Origin of the sequence: Aeromicrobium sp., assembly GCF_047606445.1 — a bacterium.
Classification (GTDB): Bacteria; Actinomycetota; Actinomycetes; order Propionibacteriales; family Nocardioidaceae; genus Aeromicrobium.
Window position 1 is genome coordinate 1 of the sequence record NZ_JASGEK010000041.1, and the last position, 16,208, is coordinate 16,208.

At 70.7% G+C, this 16,208-nt stretch carries 15 protein-coding genes; 6 read left to right on the forward strand and 9 right to left on the reverse strand.

The annotated features are described in order from the left end of the window. A partial coding sequence (locus QM621_RS08865; RefSeq protein WP_414990014.1) for an MFS transporter occupies window positions 1-1,340 on the forward strand: 1,340 nt, incomplete at its 5' end. 3 nt (window positions 1,341-1,343) lie between these two features. Continuing rightward, on the forward strand, window positions 1,344-2,330 hold the full coding sequence (locus tag QM621_RS08870; protein WP_414990015.1) for a hypothetical protein: 987 nt from the start codon (window positions 1,344-1,346) through the stop codon (window positions 2,328-2,330). A 1-nt stretch (window position 2,331) separates the two neighbouring features. Here the strand turns inward: QM621_RS08870 and QM621_RS08875 are convergent, their stop codons facing one another. The 5 genes from QM621_RS08875 to QM621_RS08895 all read right to left on the reverse strand — a co-directional run bounded on the left by QM621_RS08875 (window position 2,332) and on the right by QM621_RS08895 (window position 6,428). Beyond that, on the reverse strand, window positions 2,332-2,733 hold the full coding sequence (locus QM621_RS08875) for a cold-shock protein (protein ID WP_414990028.1): 402 nt from the start codon (window positions 2,731-2,733) through the stop codon (window positions 2,332-2,334). A gap of 262 nt (window positions 2,734-2,995) precedes the next feature. Beyond that, window positions 2,996-3,487 (reverse strand): YajQ family cyclic di-GMP-binding protein, encoded by a 492-nt coding sequence (locus QM621_RS08880; protein ID WP_414990016.1) that lies wholly within the window; start codon window positions 3,485-3,487, stop codon window positions 2,996-2,998. A gap of 365 nt (window positions 3,488-3,852) precedes the next feature. Next, window positions 3,853-4,248 carry a hypothetical protein gene (locus tag QM621_RS08885; protein WP_414990017.1) on the reverse strand — a complete coding sequence of 132 codons (396 nt, stop codon included), beginning with the start codon at window positions 4,246-4,248 and terminating at the stop codon, window positions 3,853-3,855. A gap of 94 nt (window positions 4,249-4,342) precedes the next feature. After that, window positions 4,343-5,968, reverse strand: coding sequence for a DHA2 family efflux MFS transporter permease subunit (locus QM621_RS08890; protein ID WP_414990018.1), 1,626 nt, complete (start codon window positions 5,966-5,968; stop codon window positions 4,343-4,345). After that, entirely contained in the window at window positions 5,946-6,428 is a 483-nt protein-coding gene (locus QM621_RS08895) for a MarR family winged helix-turn-helix transcriptional regulator (protein WP_414990019.1), read from the reverse strand. The genes QM621_RS08890 and QM621_RS08895 overlap by 23 nt, the downstream gene beginning before the upstream one ends. 260 nt (window positions 6,429-6,688) lie before the next feature. Here QM621_RS08895 and typA point away from each other — a divergent pair, with 260 nt between their 5' ends. The 4 genes from typA (at window position 6,689) to QM621_RS08915 (ending at window position 11,363) form a co-directional block, all read left to right on the forward strand. Further along, complete coding sequence (gene typA, locus QM621_RS08900; RefSeq protein WP_414990020.1) at window positions 6,689-8,557, forward strand: translational GTPase TypA; 1,869 nt, start codon at window positions 6,689-6,691, stop codon at window positions 8,555-8,557. 166 nt (window positions 8,558-8,723) lie between these two features. Further along, window positions 8,724-9,539, forward strand: a complete 816-nt coding sequence (locus QM621_RS08905) for an ABC transporter permease (RefSeq protein WP_414990021.1) — start codon at window positions 8,724-8,726, stop codon at window positions 9,537-9,539. 1 nt (window position 9,540) lies between these two features. After that, complete coding sequence (locus QM621_RS08910; RefSeq protein ID WP_414990022.1) at window positions 9,541-10,596, forward strand: ABC transporter substrate-binding protein; 1,056 nt, start codon at window positions 9,541-9,543, stop codon at window positions 10,594-10,596. Then, window positions 10,593-11,363, forward strand: a complete 771-nt coding sequence (locus tag QM621_RS08915; RefSeq protein WP_414990023.1) for an ABC transporter ATP-binding protein — start codon at window positions 10,593-10,595, stop codon at window positions 11,361-11,363. Before QM621_RS08910 ends, QM621_RS08915 begins: the two co-directional genes overlap by 4 nt. Before the next feature lie 89 nt (window positions 11,364-11,452). Here QM621_RS08915 and QM621_RS08920 read toward each other — a convergent pair whose 3' ends face one another. From QM621_RS08920 to mshA, 4 genes are all read right to left on the reverse strand, one after another. Further along, window positions 11,453-12,871 carry a pyridoxal phosphate-dependent decarboxylase family protein gene (locus tag QM621_RS08920; RefSeq protein WP_414990024.1) on the reverse strand — a complete coding sequence of 473 codons (1,419 nt, stop codon included), beginning with the start codon at window positions 12,869-12,871 and terminating at the stop codon, window positions 11,453-11,455. Then, complete coding sequence (locus QM621_RS08925; protein WP_414990025.1) at window positions 12,858-14,189, reverse strand: MFS transporter; 1,332 nt, start codon at window positions 14,187-14,189, stop codon at window positions 12,858-12,860. Before QM621_RS08925 ends, QM621_RS08920 begins: the two co-directional genes overlap by 14 nt. A gap of 61 nt (window positions 14,190-14,250) precedes the next feature. Further along, window positions 14,251-14,736: a YbjN domain-containing protein gene (locus tag QM621_RS08930; RefSeq protein ID WP_414990026.1), complete on the reverse strand. Its 486-nt coding sequence runs from the start codon at window positions 14,734-14,736 to the stop codon at window positions 14,251-14,253. Next, the gene (gene mshA, locus QM621_RS08935) at window positions 14,723-15,979 is read right to left on the reverse strand and encodes a D-inositol-3-phosphate glycosyltransferase (RefSeq protein ID WP_414990027.1); all 1,257 of its coding nucleotides are present in this window, start codon (window positions 15,977-15,979) and stop codon (window positions 14,723-14,725) included. The genes QM621_RS08930 and mshA overlap by 14 nt, the downstream gene beginning before the upstream one ends. Window positions 15,980-16,208 lie beyond the last annotated feature (229 nt).

Below are 16,208 nucleotides of genomic sequence, written 5' to 3' on the forward strand. Positions count from 1 at the left end.
CACAGCGCGCGGCCCAGGCGGCCCGCGGCGCCGGGCACGCGGTCGCGGGAGGCGGCCGGTGGGCCCTCGGACGAGCGCGCCGTTTCACCCATTCCGCCGGCGCGGGCGAGACAGGCCTGTCCCGGGTGATCGAGTTGCACGCCTTCAACGCCGCAGGAGACGCCGCGCTGGCGATCTCGCTGGCCGGCACCGTCTTCTTCGCCGCGCCCACCGACGAGGCGGCCGGCAAAGTCGCCCTCTTCCTCGTCCTGACGATGCTGCCGTTCGCGGTCATCGCCCCGCTGATCGGCCCCTTCCTCGACCGCTTCCGCCGCGGCCGCCGTTGGGCCATCGGCACGACCTTCGCCATCCGCGCCTTCTGCTGCTGGGTGCTGGCCGGAGCCGTCGCCGACGAGTCGCCGGCCTTCTTCGTCGCCGCGCTCGGCTGCCTCGTCGCCTCCAAGGCCTACGGCATCACCCGCGCCTCGGCCGTGCCGCGACTGCTGCCCGAGCAGCTGACGCTCGTCAAGGCGAACTCCCGCATCTCGCTGACCGGCACCGCCGCCGGGGCGATCTCCGCGCCGATGGCCGTCGGGGCGGCCAGCGTCGGACCCGACTGGTCGCTGCGCTACGCCTTCGTGCTCTTCGTCGTCGGCACCGTGCTGGCCATCCTGCTCCCGGCGAAGGTCGACTCCAGCGAGGGCGAGGAGAAGATCGACCTCACCTCCGCGAACGGCGTCCGGGGCGTGCTCGCCCCGCGCGGCGTCGTCAACGCGCTGCGCTGCAACGCCGGTCTGCGGCTCATCACCGGATTTCTGACGATCTTCATGGCCTTCGTGCTGCGCGAGCCGCCCGACGCGATGGGCTGGAGCGGCAACGCGACCATCCTCATGGGCCTGGTCATCGGCGGCGCGGGCGCGGGCAACACCGTCGGCGTGCTCCTGGGCAACGCGCTGCGGACCCGCGCGCCCGAGGTGATCGTCATGATCGTGCTCGTCCTCGACACGGCCGTGCTCGCCGTGGTCTCGCTGACGCTCGGCTGGGCCACCGCGATCGTCCTCGGCCTGACCGCGGGACTGTGCCAGTCGCTCGGCAAGCTGAGCCTCGACGCGCTGATCCAACGCGATGTCCCCGAACAGGTCCGCACGTCGATGTTCGCGCGCTCGGAGACCCTGCTCCAGCTGAGCTGGGTCATCGGCGGCCTCGTCGGCATCGGCCTCTACACGCTCGACCCCGACGGCGTCCGCCCGGGACTGTTGATCGTCGCCGGCCTGATGCTGGCCTGGCTGGCCTTCGTCGTCGCCCGGCTGCGCGCCACCCACCCCTCCCGCACCACCGCTCCCCCACCGGAGACCCCCTGATCCATGCCCCACGACACCGCACCGACCCCGAAACCTCGGCACCTGGATTACTGGCGGCGCCGCGGCGAGCGACGCACCGACGCCTGGACCCGCCGCACCGGAAGCCGCGTGGGACCGCCGATCCCCAACACCCTCGCCGCCGGCGACGACCGCGGACTCACTCCGCAGGGCCTGGCGCTCGACCCCGCCTCGGGGAATCTGGTCCAGAGCTACTACGGCTACAACGCGAGGCGCCAGTCGGTCGCCGCGCTCTCGCTGATCGACGAGGAGAGCGGCGAGCAGATCACCGAGGTCCGGCTGGGCCGGTACACGCCACCCGACGACGCCCCGCCGTCGCGCGAGGACGCCAAGGCGTACCGCCGCACTCCCCGCCACGCCGGGGGCGTCGTGGTCGACGGCGACGAGGTGCTGGTGACCGACCGGGGCCGCGTCTTCACCTACTCGTTGGCGACGATCCGTGCGGCCGCCGCCGGCGACACCGTCGGGCAGAGTCGGCCGTCGCGGCCCTGTCAGGGCGGGTCCTACGCCGCCCTCGACCGCGACACCCTCTACCTCGGCGACTTCACCGAGAGCCTGCTGTACGTCTACCACCGCACGAAGGACAGTTGGCAGCGCGCCGAGGACGAACCGCTGCCCGCGCCGAAGAACGCGCAGGGGCTCGTCGTGCGCGAGGAGGAGTTCGTCTTCACGACCTCCTTCGGACGGCACAACCGCGGCAGGCTCGTGGTCGTGCGACGCGCCGACCGAAAGAAACTGCTCGTCTACCGTCTGCCGAACATGGCCGAGGGCGTCGTGGCGCTGGGCGACGAGCTCATCACGACCTACGAGTCCGGCGCGCAGCACTACGCGACTCGCCAGTGGCGGCTGCGCCGTTCGTTATGGGCCGGGGCCACGATGACCCGCACCCCGCTGTCCGAACTCGGCCTGGGCCCCGAGCCGGGACCGACCCGCTGGCAGCGCGTGAAGCGGTGGATTCGCCGAAAGGCCTGAGTCAGTCCAGCTCGGAGGCGAGGGCGCGGAGCACCTGGGCGACCGGCTTGATCTTCTTCGGGTCGGGGTGGCGGCCGTGGCGGTAGCCCTCGCCGAGGTCGTCGAGCATGCGGATCAGGTCTTCCACGATGACCGTCATCTGCTCGGGCGTCTTGCGCTTGGCCGGGGTCGGCTTGCCGCCGCCCTTGCGTCCCGTGGCCGCAGACTCGACCAGCCGCACTTGCAAGGCCTGGTCGCCGCGGCGTCCCTGGACGATGCCGAACTCGACGCGCTGGCCCTGCTTGAGCGTCTCGACGCCCGCCGGCAGCGCGTCGGCGTGCACGAAGACGTCGGCTCCCTCGTCGGAGGCCAGGAAACCGAATCCTTTGGCGGCGTCGAACCACCTCACCTTGCCCGTGGGCATGTCCGTGCCTTTCGTCATGCGCGCTCCGTCACGCGCCAGCCTGTAACGCTGGACACAGCCTAGCCGCAATGCCGTCAGCTGAGGGTTGGGTGCTGGTTGTCACAGTCGTGCGCCGACGAGGATGTCGACTCGGGTCGTGGTGTTGCGGGTAGGGCAGCAGGTCGGTCAGGACCTGGCGGCCGATGACCCCGACGACGTCGAACGTCGCGTCGGCGTCCGCCAGAACAGCGACTCGGGTCCGACATGCGTGCCACGGCGGACCTCAGCGGTAGTTGACGAACTGGACGGGGAAGTCGAGGTCGGCGGCCTTGACGAGCGCGATGACGGCCTGCAGGTCGTCGCGCTTCTTGCTCGACACGCGCAGCTCGTCACCCTGGATCTGCGCCTTGACGCCCTTGGGGCCCTCGTCGCGGATCAGCTTGGAGAGCTTCTTGGCCTGCTCGCTGCTGATGCCCTGGCTGAACGAGCCGTTGACCTTGACCTCTTTGCCGCTCTGGCGGGGGTCGCCGGTCTCCAACGCCTTGAGGCTGATGCCGCGTTTGATGAGCTTCTCCTTGAACACCTCCAGCACCGCGAGGGCGCGCTCCTCGGCGTTCGCGGTGATCTCGATCCCGTCCTCGCCCTTCCACTCCAGCGAGGCGCCGGTGTTCTTGAAGTCGTAACGGTTGGCGATCTCCTTCACGGCCTGGTTCAGCGCGTTGTCGGCCTCCTGGCGGTCGAGCTTGCTGACGATGTCGAACGATGAGTCGGCCATGCGAGATCTCCTCAGGGCGAGAGTAAAGTGGCGGGACTGGACGCAATGCCGTCATTGCATAAGGTCGGTGGGGTGAGGTCAAGCACTGTCGTCGGCGTGTTGGCCCGCAGGCGCGACGGAGCCTGGGTCAGGGAGGCGGCGACGAAGAGGTCCGCCGTGACGAACAGCCGCACCTACACGATGACCATCGTCCACGAGGACGGCATGCTGTGGGGCGAAGTCGCCGAACGGCCCGGAATTTCGCTTCCGGAGCCACCTACGAGGAACTGCTCGAAGCCATGACCGAGGTGATCGCCCTCGTCGAGCCCCCCGCTCGGCCAGGAGTCGCCCGTGTCCGCCAGACGACCTCGGCCATCGCCTGAGGCTCACCGCGCGACGGCGGCCTGGGCGCGGGCCCAGTTGACCTGCTGCACGACCCAGGCGTGGGTCGTGGCCGAGCCCGCCGGGATCTGCGTCGTGTAGTGCAGACTCGGCCCCTGCACCGTGACCGCGATGTAGCCGGTCACCCGACGTTCCTTCATCAACAGGAACAGCAGGCCGAGCAGACAGGTGAACCACACCGTCACGATCGCCAGGATCACCCCGGTCGTCGAGATCCGCTCCTCGACCCGCGAGCAGTCGGTCACCGCCCACGTCGTGCCCGCGAGCGGGAACACCCCGTGCGGCAGGAACACGCTCCGCTGCGAGACGCCTATATCGCCGATGCCGACGACCGGCTGGTCCGGGACGCGGGGGACCGGGAGGCCGTCGGGCTCGTTCACGAGGTCATTCCACCACACGCCGCCGACACCGCGCGCACACGCGAGAGCGCCCCGCCGAACCACTTCGGCGGGGCGCTCTCGACCGACGAGCGGGTCAGTGCAGGACGACGGGCGTGCGCTCGCCGTCGTCGCCCAACTCGGCCTCCTCGACCTTGCGCGGCAGGAACGCCACCGGGATGAAGGTGACGACGACCAGCGCCGTGGCGACCCAGAAGGTCCCGGCGAAGGCCGACGCCGCGAAGTCGAGGCCGGCCGAGATGGTCGGCTTCAGCGCGGACTCCACCATGTCCGGGGTCACTCCGTCGGCCGCGTTCTGCGCCGCCTTCTCGAAGAAGTCCGGCACCATGTTCGACGCGATGGCCACGTCGGCCTCGCTCAGCGGCTTGCCGTCCTCGCCCAGCATCGGCGGCTTCGCGTCGGCCGAGCCGTTCAGGCGGGTGGTCAAGATGACCGACATGACCGCTCCGCCCACCGAGCTGCCGACCTGCTGGATGATGTTGACCAGCGTCGATCCGCGGGCGGCGTCGTGGTGCGAGAGCGTCTTGAGCGCCGCGGTCATGATCGGCATCATCGTGCCGCCCATGCCGAGGCCCATGACGAACAGCGCGCCGCACAGGTACCAGTAGGACGTGTCGGCCTCGACCTGCGTGAACATCACGAAGCCGCCGACGAGGAGCAGCAGCGCGAACGGCACCGTGCGGCCGACCGGCACCTTGTCGGCGAGCACGCCTGCGACCGGCATCGTCAGCATCGCGCCGATGCCCTGCGGGGCGATGAGCAGGCCCGCCGTCAGCGTCGTCTCGCCGCGCACCTGCAGGAAGTAGCTCGGGAACAGCAGGCTCGACCCCATGAAGGCCGTGATGAACACGAACATCGAGACGGTCGCGACGGTCAGGTTCCGGTTCTTGAACAGCCGCAGGTCGACCAGCGGGTGCTCGGGACGGAAGGAGTAGAACACAAAGCCCACGACGAGCGCCGCGCCGGCGAGCATCGAGACCCACACGCGCGGCCCGAAGGACGCTCCCTCGCCGCTCTCGGCGATGGAGGAGACGCCGAACAGGAACAGCGCCAGGCCGGGCGACAGCAGCAGCATGCCGACGAAGTCGAAGGACTCCGAGGGCTCGGTCTCGTCCTTGGGGAGCACGATCTGCGCGTAGACGATGGCGATGATGCCGACGGGCAGGTTGATGAGGAAGATCCAGTGCCAGGAGGCGATGTCGATCAGCCAGCCGCCGAGGATCGGGCCGCTGATCGGGCCGAGCAGCATCGGGATGCCGAGGATCGCCATGAGGCGGCCCATGCGCTCCGGGCCGGCCGCGCGCCGCATGATCGTCATGCCGAGGGGCATGAGCATGCCGCCGCCGAGGCCCTGGATCACCCGGAAGACGATGAGCATCCCGATCGAGGAGGCCGCCGCGCAGAGCACCGATCCGGCGGTGAACAGGACGAGCGCCGTGAGGTAGAGCCGCTTCGTGCCGAATCGGTCGGCCGCCCAGCCGGTGAGCGGGATGACGGTGGCCAGGGCCAGCGTGTAGCCGGTCATGGTCCACGCGACGGTGGCGAGCGTGGTGTCGAACGTCTCGGCGAAGGTCGGCAGCGCCACGCTGACGACCGTGATGTCGAGGATCGACATGATGGCGCCCAAGACGACCACGCCGGCCACCTTGAGGACGGCGCCGTCGATCTTGTCGGAGACTTCAGGCTGACTGTCGGTCGGCATGTGTCTCTCCCTTCATGGTGGAACTCAGGTAGTCACCCGAGAGGATGGGCCGCAGCGCCTCGGTCAGGCGACGGCAGTCGGCTTCAGGCAGCCGGTCGAGCAGCGCCCGCACGGCGGTGCGCTTCTCGTCGATGTGGCCTCGCGCGTACGCGACGCCCGCCTCGGTGAGCGAGACGAGCTTGATCCGCCGGTCGTCGGGGTTCTCGTGCCGCTCGACGAAGCCGAGCTTGACGAGTTGGTCGACGTTGCGGCCCGCGGCCGCGGTGGACAGGCCGATGCCGTGGGCGATCTCGCTGATCGTCAGCGGCTCCCGCCCCCGCGCGACGCAGAAGATCATGCGCGCCTGCGAGAAGGAGATGTCGCTGTCGGCCAGCGCCCGGACCGCCTCGGTCTCGGCGAGCCCGAACAAGCGCCGGAAGAACTCCTCCAGGCACTCGAAGGCCTCGTCCGCATAGGTCACCCGAGAGATACTAACGGAATCGCAACTATTGCGGAAATGAGATGGTTGTGATGTGCGACTCAATCGCCTTCGGGGGACGCAGGATGATGGCTTTGGGTCGTTCCGGCTACCGAAAGCCATCATCCTGCGCCCTTCCCCGGACAAACAATGATGGGTTGCGGTCGCCACCGCTACCGAAAGCCATCATCCTGCGTTTTCACGGACGCGGCGGGGGTCGCGTAGACTGCGATGTTCCCTTTTTCGACTTTTGAAGGCCTCTTATGCCCACTCGTTCTGATCTGCGCAACGTCGCGATCGTCGCCCACGTCGACCACGGCAAGACCACGCTGGTCGACGCCATGCTCCAGCAGCAGGGCGCCTACGCCGAGCACGAGGAGGTCACCGATCGGGTCATGGACTCCGGCGACCTGGAGCGTGAGAAGGGCATCACGATCCTCGCCAAGAACACGGCCGTGCGCTACGAGGGCCCCGGCGCGCCCGACGGCGGCGTGACCATCAACATCATCGACACCCCCGGCCACGCCGACTTCGGCGGCGAGGTCGAGCGCGGCCTGTCGATGGTCGACGCGGTCGTGCTGCTGGTCGACGCCTCCGAGGGCCCGCTGCCGCAGACCCGCTTCGTGCTGCGCAAGGCGCTGACCGCGAAGATGCCGGTCATCCTCGTGGTCAACAAGGTCGACCGCCCCGACGCGCGCATCTCGGAGGTCATCGACGAGACGATGGACCTCTTCCTCGACCTGCTGCCCGAGGACGCCGACGACGACGCCCTCGACTTCCCCGTCGTGTTCGCCTCGGCCAAGGCCGGACGCGCCTCGCTGGAGCAGCCGGCCGACGGCGGCCTGCCCGACAACGAGAACCTCGTGCCGCTGTTCCAGACGATCCTGGAGAACGTGCCCGCCCCGGAGTTCACCGAGGACGCGCCCCTGCAGGCCCACGTCACCAACCTCGACTCCTCGCCCTTCCTCGGCCGTCTCGCCCTGGTGCGGGTCAAGGAGGGCGAGTTGAAGAAAGGCCAGCAGGTCGCGTGGATCAAGCGCGACGGCTCGACCGAGCGGGTCAAGATCACCGAGCTGCTCGTCACCGAGGCGCTCGAGCGCAAGCCCGGCGAGAAGGCCGGCCCCGGCGACATCGTGGCCATCGCGGGCATCCCGGAGATCAACATCGGCGAGACGCTGGCCGACCCGGAGAACCCGGTCGCTCTGCCGCTGATCCAGGTCGACGAGCCGGCCATCTCGATGACCATCGGCACGAACACCTCGCCGCTGGCCGGCCGCGAGAAGGGCACGAAGGTCACCGCCCGCCTCGTCAAGGACCGCCTCGACTCCGAGCTGATCGGCAACGTGTCGATCCGCGTCCTGCCGACCGACCGTCCCGACGCGTGGGAGGTGCAGGGCCGCGGCGAGCTGGCGCTGGCGATCCTCGTCGAGCAGATGCGCCGCGAGGGCTACGAGCTGACCGTCGGCAAGCCGCAGGTGGTCACCAAGGAGATCGACGGCAAGCTGCACGAGCCGGTCGAGCGCCTCACCATCGACACGCCCGAGGAGTACCTGGGCACGATCACCCAGCTGCTCGCGGTGCGCAAGGGCCGCATGGAGCAGATGATCAACCACGGCACCGGCTGGGTGCGCATGGAGTTCCTGGTCCCGGCGCGCGGCCTGATCGGCTTCCGCACCGAGTTCCTGACCGACACGCGCGGCACCGGCATCGCCCACCACGTCTTCGAGGGCTACGAGCCGTGGGCCGGCGAGATCTCGACGCGTCCGTCGGGCTCGCTGGTGGCCGACCGCGCGGGCGCGGCGACGTCGTACGCGATGACAAACCTGCAGGAGCGCGGCACGATGTTCGTCGACCCGACCACCGAGGTCTACGAGGGCATGATCGTCGGCGAGAACTCCCGCGACGAGGACATGGACGTCAACATCACCAAGGAGAAGAAGCAGACGAACATCCGCTCGGCGACGTCGGACAACTTCGAGAAGCTGATCCCGCCGAAGAAGCTGTCGCTGGAGCAGTGCCTGGAGTTCTGCCGCGAGGACGAGTGCGTGGAGATCACGCCGTCGAACGTCCGCATCCGCAAGGTGATCCTCGACGCCAACGAGCGCGCCCGCGCCGCCAAGCAGCGCCGCTGACCCTCCGCTCGACCGCAGCATCCGACGCCGACCGCCCCCCGCGGTCGGCGTCGGACTTCCTCCCCTCACGAACGGCTTATACCCCATCAGCGGGCACTCGGATGACGCGTGCCACGGGGTGAGACGACCCGGAAAGCACGTGTCGCGGCCCCTAGTGTTCTCAACTGTGACCACTCGAACCACGGCCCGGACGCTGTTGCCGCACGCCATACTCATCACCGTCGTGCTCGCGGCCTGGACGGCGGTGGCGGCGTCCGACGTCGTCACGCCGCACTACCTGACACCGAGCCCGCTGGAGGTGTGGGACGCCTTCGTCCGCGCCAACACCGACCACCCCATCGGCGGCGGCGTGGACCGGGTCGTGCGCGGCGAGGAGGGCTACTACCTCTGGGAGCACCTGCTGGCCAGCCTCGGCCGCATCGGCCTCGGACTGGCCCTCGCCGTCGGCGTCGGCGTGCCGCTCGGCCTGCTCATGGGCGTGCGGGCGGTCGGCTCGCTGTTCGGCCCCTACGTCGACTTCCTCCGCTCGATCCCGCCGCTGGCCTACATCGGCTTCCTCGTGGCCTGGTTCGGCATCTACGACGCCTCGAAGGTCTGGCTGCTGTTCCTGGCCGCCTTCCCGCCCATCGCCCTGGCCACCCTCAACGGCGTGCGCGGCGTGCGCGAGGACTACCTCGACGCCATCGCCACCCTCGGCGCCGGCCGCTGGGCCACCGTGACGCAGGTCGTGATCCCCGCGAGCCTGCCCGACATCCTCAGCGGCATCCGCGTGGCCGTGGGCTTCGCCTGGACCACGGTCGTCGCCGCCGAGCTCGTCAACGGGCTGCCGGGCGTCGGAGGCCTGGCCTACCTCTCGGGGACGCAGAACAAGATCGCCCTGTCGATCGCCTGCATCATCGTCATCGGCCTCACCGCAGTCGCCCTTGACGCCATCATCCGCACCGCGGAACGACCACTCGCCAGCTGGCGGGGGAAGGACTGACATGACCATCTCCACACGCACCGGACTCGCGGCCTCGGCCGTCGCCGCACTGCTGCTGTCGGCGTGCTCGCTCGGCGGAGGCGCCGACGAGGCGAACGCCGCCGACTGCCCCTGGGAGGCCGACGAGTCGGTCACCTCCACCGTGCGGATCGGCTACCAGAAGATCCCGAACGGCGACGTCGTCGTGAAGGACCAGAAGATCCTCGAGAACTGCCTGCCGAACGCCACCATCGAGTGGAACGACTTCGCCTCCGGCGGCGACGTCGTCCAGGCCTTCGGCGGCGGCAGCCTCGACATCGGCCTGGTCGGGTCCTCGCCCGCCACGAAGGCGCTGTCGGAGCCGCTGAACCTGCCGGTGTCGGTGGTCTGGGTCCACGACGTCATCGGCTCGGCCGAGTCGCTGATCGTGCAGGAGGGAGTCGCCACCGACCTCGCCGGACTCCAGGGCAAGACCATCGCCACTCCCTTCGGCTCGACGGCGCACTTCTCGCTGCTGCAGGCCATCGCCGACGCCGGACTCGACGCCGCCGACTTCCACCTGGTCAACTCCGAGCCGGAGCAGATCGCCCCCGCCTGGGGCCGCGGCGACGTCGACGCGGCGTGGGTGTGGGACCCGACGCTGAGCGAGTTGGCGAAGGACGGCGGCGAGGTCATCTTGACCAGCGAGGACACCGCCGAGGCCGGCAAGCCGACCTACGACCTGGGCATCGCCGACAACGACTTCATCGACGAGAACCCGGCGGTGCTGGAGACCTGGGCGAAGGCGCAGGACTACGCGGTCCAGCAGATCCTGGAAGAGCCCGATAAGGCCGCCGAGAGCGTCGCGGTCGAGGTCGGCGTGACGACCGAGGAGGCCGAGAAGCTGTTCGACGGCTTCGTCTTCCTGCGCGCCTCCGAGCAGGCGGGCGCGGACTACCTGGGCGGCAAGCTCGGCGAGGACCTGCTGGCCACGGCGCAGTTCCTGCTGACCCAGGACGGAATCGACGCCGTCGCCGACGCTTCGGTGTACGCAGACGGCGTGGACGCGGGTCCGGCGCAGGCGGCCGCCGACCGATGAGCGCCCATCCCCTCGCCATCCGCGGACTGGAGCAGGAGTTCCGGTCCGCGGGCGGCACGGTCCGCGCGCTCGACCGGATCGACCTGACCATCGAGCCGGGCGAGTTCGTGACGCTCGCGGGACCGTCCGGCTGCGGCAAGAGCACGCTGCTGCGCGCCATCGCCGGGCTGACCCGACCGACCGCCGGGACGATCCACGTGGGCGATCAGCTGATCACCCGTCCCGGCGCGGACCGCGGCGTCGTGTTCCAGAAGCCCGCGCTCTACCCGTGGCTCGACGTGCGGCGCAATGTCGAGATCGGGCTGAAGCTGCGCGGCGTGCCGAAGGCGGAGCGCCGGGAGATCGCCGAGCGGCAGTTGGAGGTCGTGGGCCTGTCCGACGCGGCCGGCCGGCGTCCGTACGAGCTGTCGGGCGGGATGCGGCAGCGGGCCCAGATCGCGCGGGTGCTGGCCGGGGAGCCGGACATCATCCTCATGGACGAGCCGTTCGGCGCGCTCGACGCGCTCACCCGCGAGCGGCTGCAGGCCGAGCTGTTGGCTCTGTGGCGTCGCACCGGCACGACGATCGTGTTCATCACGCACGGCGTCGACGAGGCGGTCTACCTCGGCTCGCGGGTGCTGGTGATGAGCCCGCGGCCGGGCCGGATCGTCTTCGACGAGTCGGCGCGCTTCCTGCGCGGCGGCGAGCCGGTGCCCACCGACGAGGTCCGCTCCCTCCCGGAGTTCACCGACCTCGCCACCCGCGTCCGCGAGGCCATCGCCGCCTGATCTGGGTCACCCTCCTCCCAGATTTGCGCCGAGTTCAACCGAATCCACCATGGGAGACGGTTGAATTCGGCGCAAATCTGGGAAGAACGTCAGCGGGTGAGGCGGTCGAGGAAGGCGGCGAGGAGGGCCTCGCGGAGGCGGGACGGAGCGACGTCGAGCAGGGCGTTGACGGGGCCCATGCGCTCGGGGGCCTCCAGTCCCTCCTCACCGCCGGAGTCGAGGCCGGCCATGTCGAGCAGCAGGTCGAAGGCCGCGTCGTCGAGAGTGGCCGGGTCGAGGGAGGCCGCCGCCTCGCGCAGGCCCGCGTCGACCTCGATCGGACCGCGCCGCACCGCCTCCTCCACTGATTCGGCCAGCGCCGTCAGGAACTCCGGGACCGACGCGGCCGTGGCCGCCGACAGACTCACGTGCAGCGTCGCGGGCGCCCCGGCGAAAGCCATCTGCGGCTGGACGAACCAGCCCCGCTCGCCCATCAGATCGCAGATCGTGAAAACGTCGCAGACCTCGTCGGCGGCGACCGCGACCAGGGTGGAGTCCGGCGGCGCGACCACCCTCAGATGCTCGATCTCCTCGACGCACCGCACGACTGCGGCCGTCCCGTCGAGCACCGTCCGCACGAGCCGCGCGTAGCCCTCGTCGCCGAAGTAGCGGGTGACCGCCCAGGCCGCCGCGAGCGGTCCGCCCGACTTCGTGGACTGGACCGTCGAGTTGAGCATCGTGTAGCCGGGCCAGTCGGCGCTGGCGAAGAACTGCGCCCGCCGCAGCTCCGGCGTCGCGTGCAGCAGCAGCGAGACGCCCTTCGGCGTGTAGGCGTACTTGTGGAGGTCGGCCGACAGGCTCGTCACGCCGTCGGCGTCGAAGGCCCACGGCTGCCCGACGTCGGCCCACGGCAGGACCCAGCCGCCGACGCAGGCGTCGACGTGGCACCGCACACCGCGCTCCCTCGCCGCCGCCGCGACCTCGACGACCGGGTCGATCACGCCGTGCGCGTACGACGGCGCGGACACCGCCGTCAGCACGACCCGGCCCGCGTGGGCGTCCATCGCGGACGCCATCGCCGCCGGATCGGCGCGGAAGGTCGCGGGATCGACCGGGACCGCCACCCGCTCGACCCCGAAGTAGGCGCACGCCTTGTGGAAGGCGGCGTGGATGGTGGTCGGCACGACGATCACCGGGTCGTCCACGCCCGCCGCGTCCCGCGCGGTCTTGACCGCCAGCAGGATCGACTCGGTCCCGCCCGACGTCGCCGTGCCCACCATGTCGGGCGTGCCGTGGAACAGCCGCCGCGCGTCGGCGACGAGGTCGGCCTCCATGCGCCGCAGGCTCGGGAAGGCCGTCGGGTCGAGGCCGTTGCTCGCGCCGAACATCGCCAGCGCGCGCCGCCCCAACTCGTCGGCCTCGGCGATGCCGGAGTCGTAGACGTAGGCGAGGGTGCGGCCGCCGTGCGTGGGCACGTCCTCGGCGCGCAGCCGCTCCAGCGCGGCCAGCACCTCCTCAGCGCGACCCACGACGCAGTTCCTCGTCGAGGCGGTAGTGGCGCAGGGCGAGCAGACTCAGCGCCGTCAGGACCGCTGGGATCACGGTGAACCCGAACCCGATCGCGACGACCGCGCTGCCGGGCTGCGTCACCTCGACGTCGGCGGTCGACGACACATACCCGCCGAGCGTCAGCACGAGCGCGAACAGCGCCGGGCCGACCGCCATGCCGGCGGTCTCCCCCGCCGACCAGACCCCGGTGAACACGCCGACCCGGTTCTCCCCGCTGCGCTCGGCGTCGTGCGCGGCGACGTCGGGCAGCATCGCCAACGGGAACACCTGCGAACCGGCGTAGCCGACGCCGACGACGCCCGCGCCGACGTAGAGCAGCCACGGCGCCGACATCAGCCCGAGGCCCATCACCAGCATGCCGACGACGAGGACGAGGGAGCACTGCGCGTAGCCGTCCCGCTTCGTCCCTCGGCGCGCCACCCGCTCCCACATCGGCGTCACCGCCAGCGCCGGGCCGATGAACGCCACGAACAGGGCGGTGGAGGCCAGCGGCCGGTGCAGCACGTCGGCGGCCACATACGCCGTCCCGGCGAGCATGGTGCCGAGGGCGAGCGTCTGGACCAGGTAGGCCGTCATCAGCGGACGGAACTCGACCGACCGAGCCACGATCCGCAGCTGCTCCATCACACCCTCGGCCGGCGTGGCCACGCGGTGCTCCGGCGCGCCCTTCGTCCCCCACCAGGCCCCGACGGCGCCCGCCGCGATGACCACCGCGACGTAGGCGCCCATGACCCGGTAGCCGGACGCGGAGTCCTCGCCGACCATCTCGACCACCATCGGCGCGGTCGCCCCGGACAGCAGGATCGCCAGCGCGAGGACCACGACCCGCCAGGTCATGAGCTTGGTGCGCTCGTCGTAGTCGAGGGTCAGCTCCGCCGGCATCGCGACATAGGGGACCTGGAAGAAGGAGTAGGCGGTCGCGCAGGCCAGGAACATCACGACCACCCAGAGCGAGCCGACGGTCGGACTGGTCGGGCCGGCGAACATCAGCGCGAAGCACGCCGCGAGGGCGATCCCGTTGGGCAGCAGGAACGCCCGCCGCCGACCGGCCGGGTGCGTGCTGCGGTCGCTGACCCGTCCGCTGATCGGGTTGAGCACCGCGTCCCACACCTTCGGGACGAAGACGACGACCCCCGCGACCGCCGCCGTCACGCCGAGCGTGTCGGTCAGGTAGGGCAGCAACAACAGGCCAGGAACCGTGGAGAACGCTCCGGTGGCGACACCGCCGAGCGCGTACCCCCGCCGCACTCGTCCGGGCAGCGCTGTGACGTCGGTCATGCGGGCCAGCCTAGGGGTGAGGTGCTCTTTCCGACGGCACGTCCCACCCGATGAGGCGCCCTCAGTCGCCCTTCGGGCGCAGATGCTCGAAGGCGGCCAGATTGCGGGTCGACTCGCCGCGCTCGGTCCGCCACTGCCACTCCTTGCGGATCGAGGTGGCGAAACCCAGCTCCAGCAGCATGTTGAACGACTCGTCGGCGTAGGTGAGCACCGCGCCGAGCAGCCGGTCGACCTCCTCGGGGGTCACCGCGTGCAGCGGCAGGCGGCCGTCGAGGTAGACGTCGCCGGCGGCGTCGAGGGCGAAGGCGACGCCGAACATCTTGAGGTTGCGCTCCAGCATCCAGCGGTAGACGCCCGCGTGGTTCTCGTCGGGACGCCGTGCGACGAAGGCGTGCACGCCGAGCGCGTGCTTCCCGACCTCCAGCCTGCAGGTGGTCTTGAGCTTGCGCGTGCCCGGCAGCTCCACGTCGAACACGCCGGGGCGGTGCTCGGTGTGCTCGAGATCGGACTCGGCCAGCACGGCGGCGATGACGTCACGGGCGGACACGGGCGGCTCCTTCGATGGCGGCGGTGTAGGACGCGAGCGTGCGGTCGGCGGTGGCCTCCCAGCCGAAGTCGGCCGCGTGCACGACCGCCTTGGCGCTCATCGCGTCGCGCAGCGAGGCGTCGACGAGCAGCGGGCGCAGGGCGTCGGCGTAGTCGGCGGCGTCATGCCGGTCGACCAGCACCCCGCTGACCCCGTCGGACACCGCCGTCGGCAGTCCGCCGACCCGCGCCGCGACGACGGGCGTCCCGCAGGCCTGCGCCTCGATGGCGACGAGGCCGAAGGACTCGTTGTGGGACGGCACGCACACGACGGTCGCCGCCGCGTACCAGTCGGCGAGCACGTCTTGGGAGACGGCCGGGACGAAGCGCACGACGTCGTCCAGGCCGAGCCGGGCGGTCAGCTCGGCCAGCGCCTGCGGGCGCTCCAGGCCGGACCCGGAGGCCCCGCCGACGATGGCGACCTGGAGCCGCGAGCGCAGCGACGGGTCGGCGGCGAGCAGCCGGGCGGCCGCCGCGATGACGAGGTCGGGGGCCTTGAGCGGCTGGATGCGTCCGGCGAACAGGATGAGCGCGGCGTCGGGGTCGATCCCGAGCGCCGCCCGCGCCTCGGCCTGCCGCCCGGCGCGGAACCGGCCGAGGTCGACGCCGGGATGCACCACGTCGACACGCGCCGGGTCGGCGTCGTACAGGCCGATCAGCTGGCCGCGCTCGTCGTCGGTGTTGGCGATGAGCCGGTCGGCGAGGCGCACGATCTCCTCCTCGCCGCGCACCCGGCCGATCGGCTCGGGGGCGTCGCCGTCGGCGAGCTGGGCGTTCTTGACCTTCGCCATCGTGTGCATCGAGTGGACGAGCGGGACGCCCCACCGCTCCCGCACGACCGTGCCGACCTGGCCGGACAGCCAGTAGTGCGAGTGGACGAGGTCGAAGTAGCGGGGGCCGCGCTCGGCCTCGACCCGCAGCACGTCGCGCACGAAGGAGCAGAGCTGGGCGGGCAGGTCCTCTTTGCGCAGTCCCTCGAAGGGTCCGGCGGCCACGTGGTGCACGGTGATCCCGGGCTCGGCCTCGACCTGCGGCTCCTGGCGGCGCGAGGTGGCGCGGGTGAAGACCTCCACCTCGACGCCGCGCGCGGCGAGCCGCCGCGACAGCTCCATGACGTAGACGTTCATGCCTCCGGCGTCCCCGTCGCCCGGCTGGGCCAGCGGCGAGGTGTGCGCCGAGAGCACGGCGAGACGACGGACGGTCACCCCTCCATCATCACGCACGCCGTCAACTGGCCGTCCTCAGACCGCGCACCAGCGCCACGACGGGGCGGACGGCGTTCGGCTCGTGCTCGGCGGACCCGATGATCTAGGGAAGCACTGATTTATTCGGGTGGGTTTGGGGCGGCGTGGGCCTGGCGTGTCGGTGTTTTTGTTGGAATGATGGGGTTTATGCGTTCTGGTCAGTCTTCTCTTTCCGATGTTGAGTACTCCA

Coding starts and splice junctions, on each gene's coding strand:
- QM621_RS08870 (WP_414990015.1), top strand. CDS start 1,344: ATGCCCCACGACACCGCACCGACCCCGAAACCTCGGCACCTGGATTAC.
- QM621_RS08875 (WP_414990028.1), bottom strand. CDS start 2,733: ATGCCCACGGGCAAGGTGAGGTGGTTCGACGCCGCCAAAGGATTCGGT.
- QM621_RS08880 (WP_414990016.1), bottom strand. CDS start 3,487: ATGGCCGACTCATCGTTCGACATCGTCAGCAAGCTCGACCGCCAGGAG.
- QM621_RS08890 (WP_414990018.1), bottom strand. CDS start 5,968: ATGCCGACCGACAGTCAGCCTGAAGTCTCCGACAAGATCGACGGCGCC.
- typA (WP_414990020.1), top strand. CDS start 6,689: ATGCCCACTCGTTCTGATCTGCGCAACGTCGCGATCGTCGCCCACGTC.
- QM621_RS08910 (WP_414990022.1), top strand. CDS start 9,541: ATGACCATCTCCACACGCACCGGACTCGCGGCCTCGGCCGTCGCCGCA.
- QM621_RS08915 (WP_414990023.1), top strand. CDS start 10,593: ATGAGCGCCCATCCCCTCGCCATCCGCGGACTGGAGCAGGAGTTCCGG.
- QM621_RS08925 (WP_414990025.1), bottom strand. CDS start 14,189: ATGACCGACGTCACAGCGCTGCCCGGACGAGTGCGGCGGGGGTACGCG.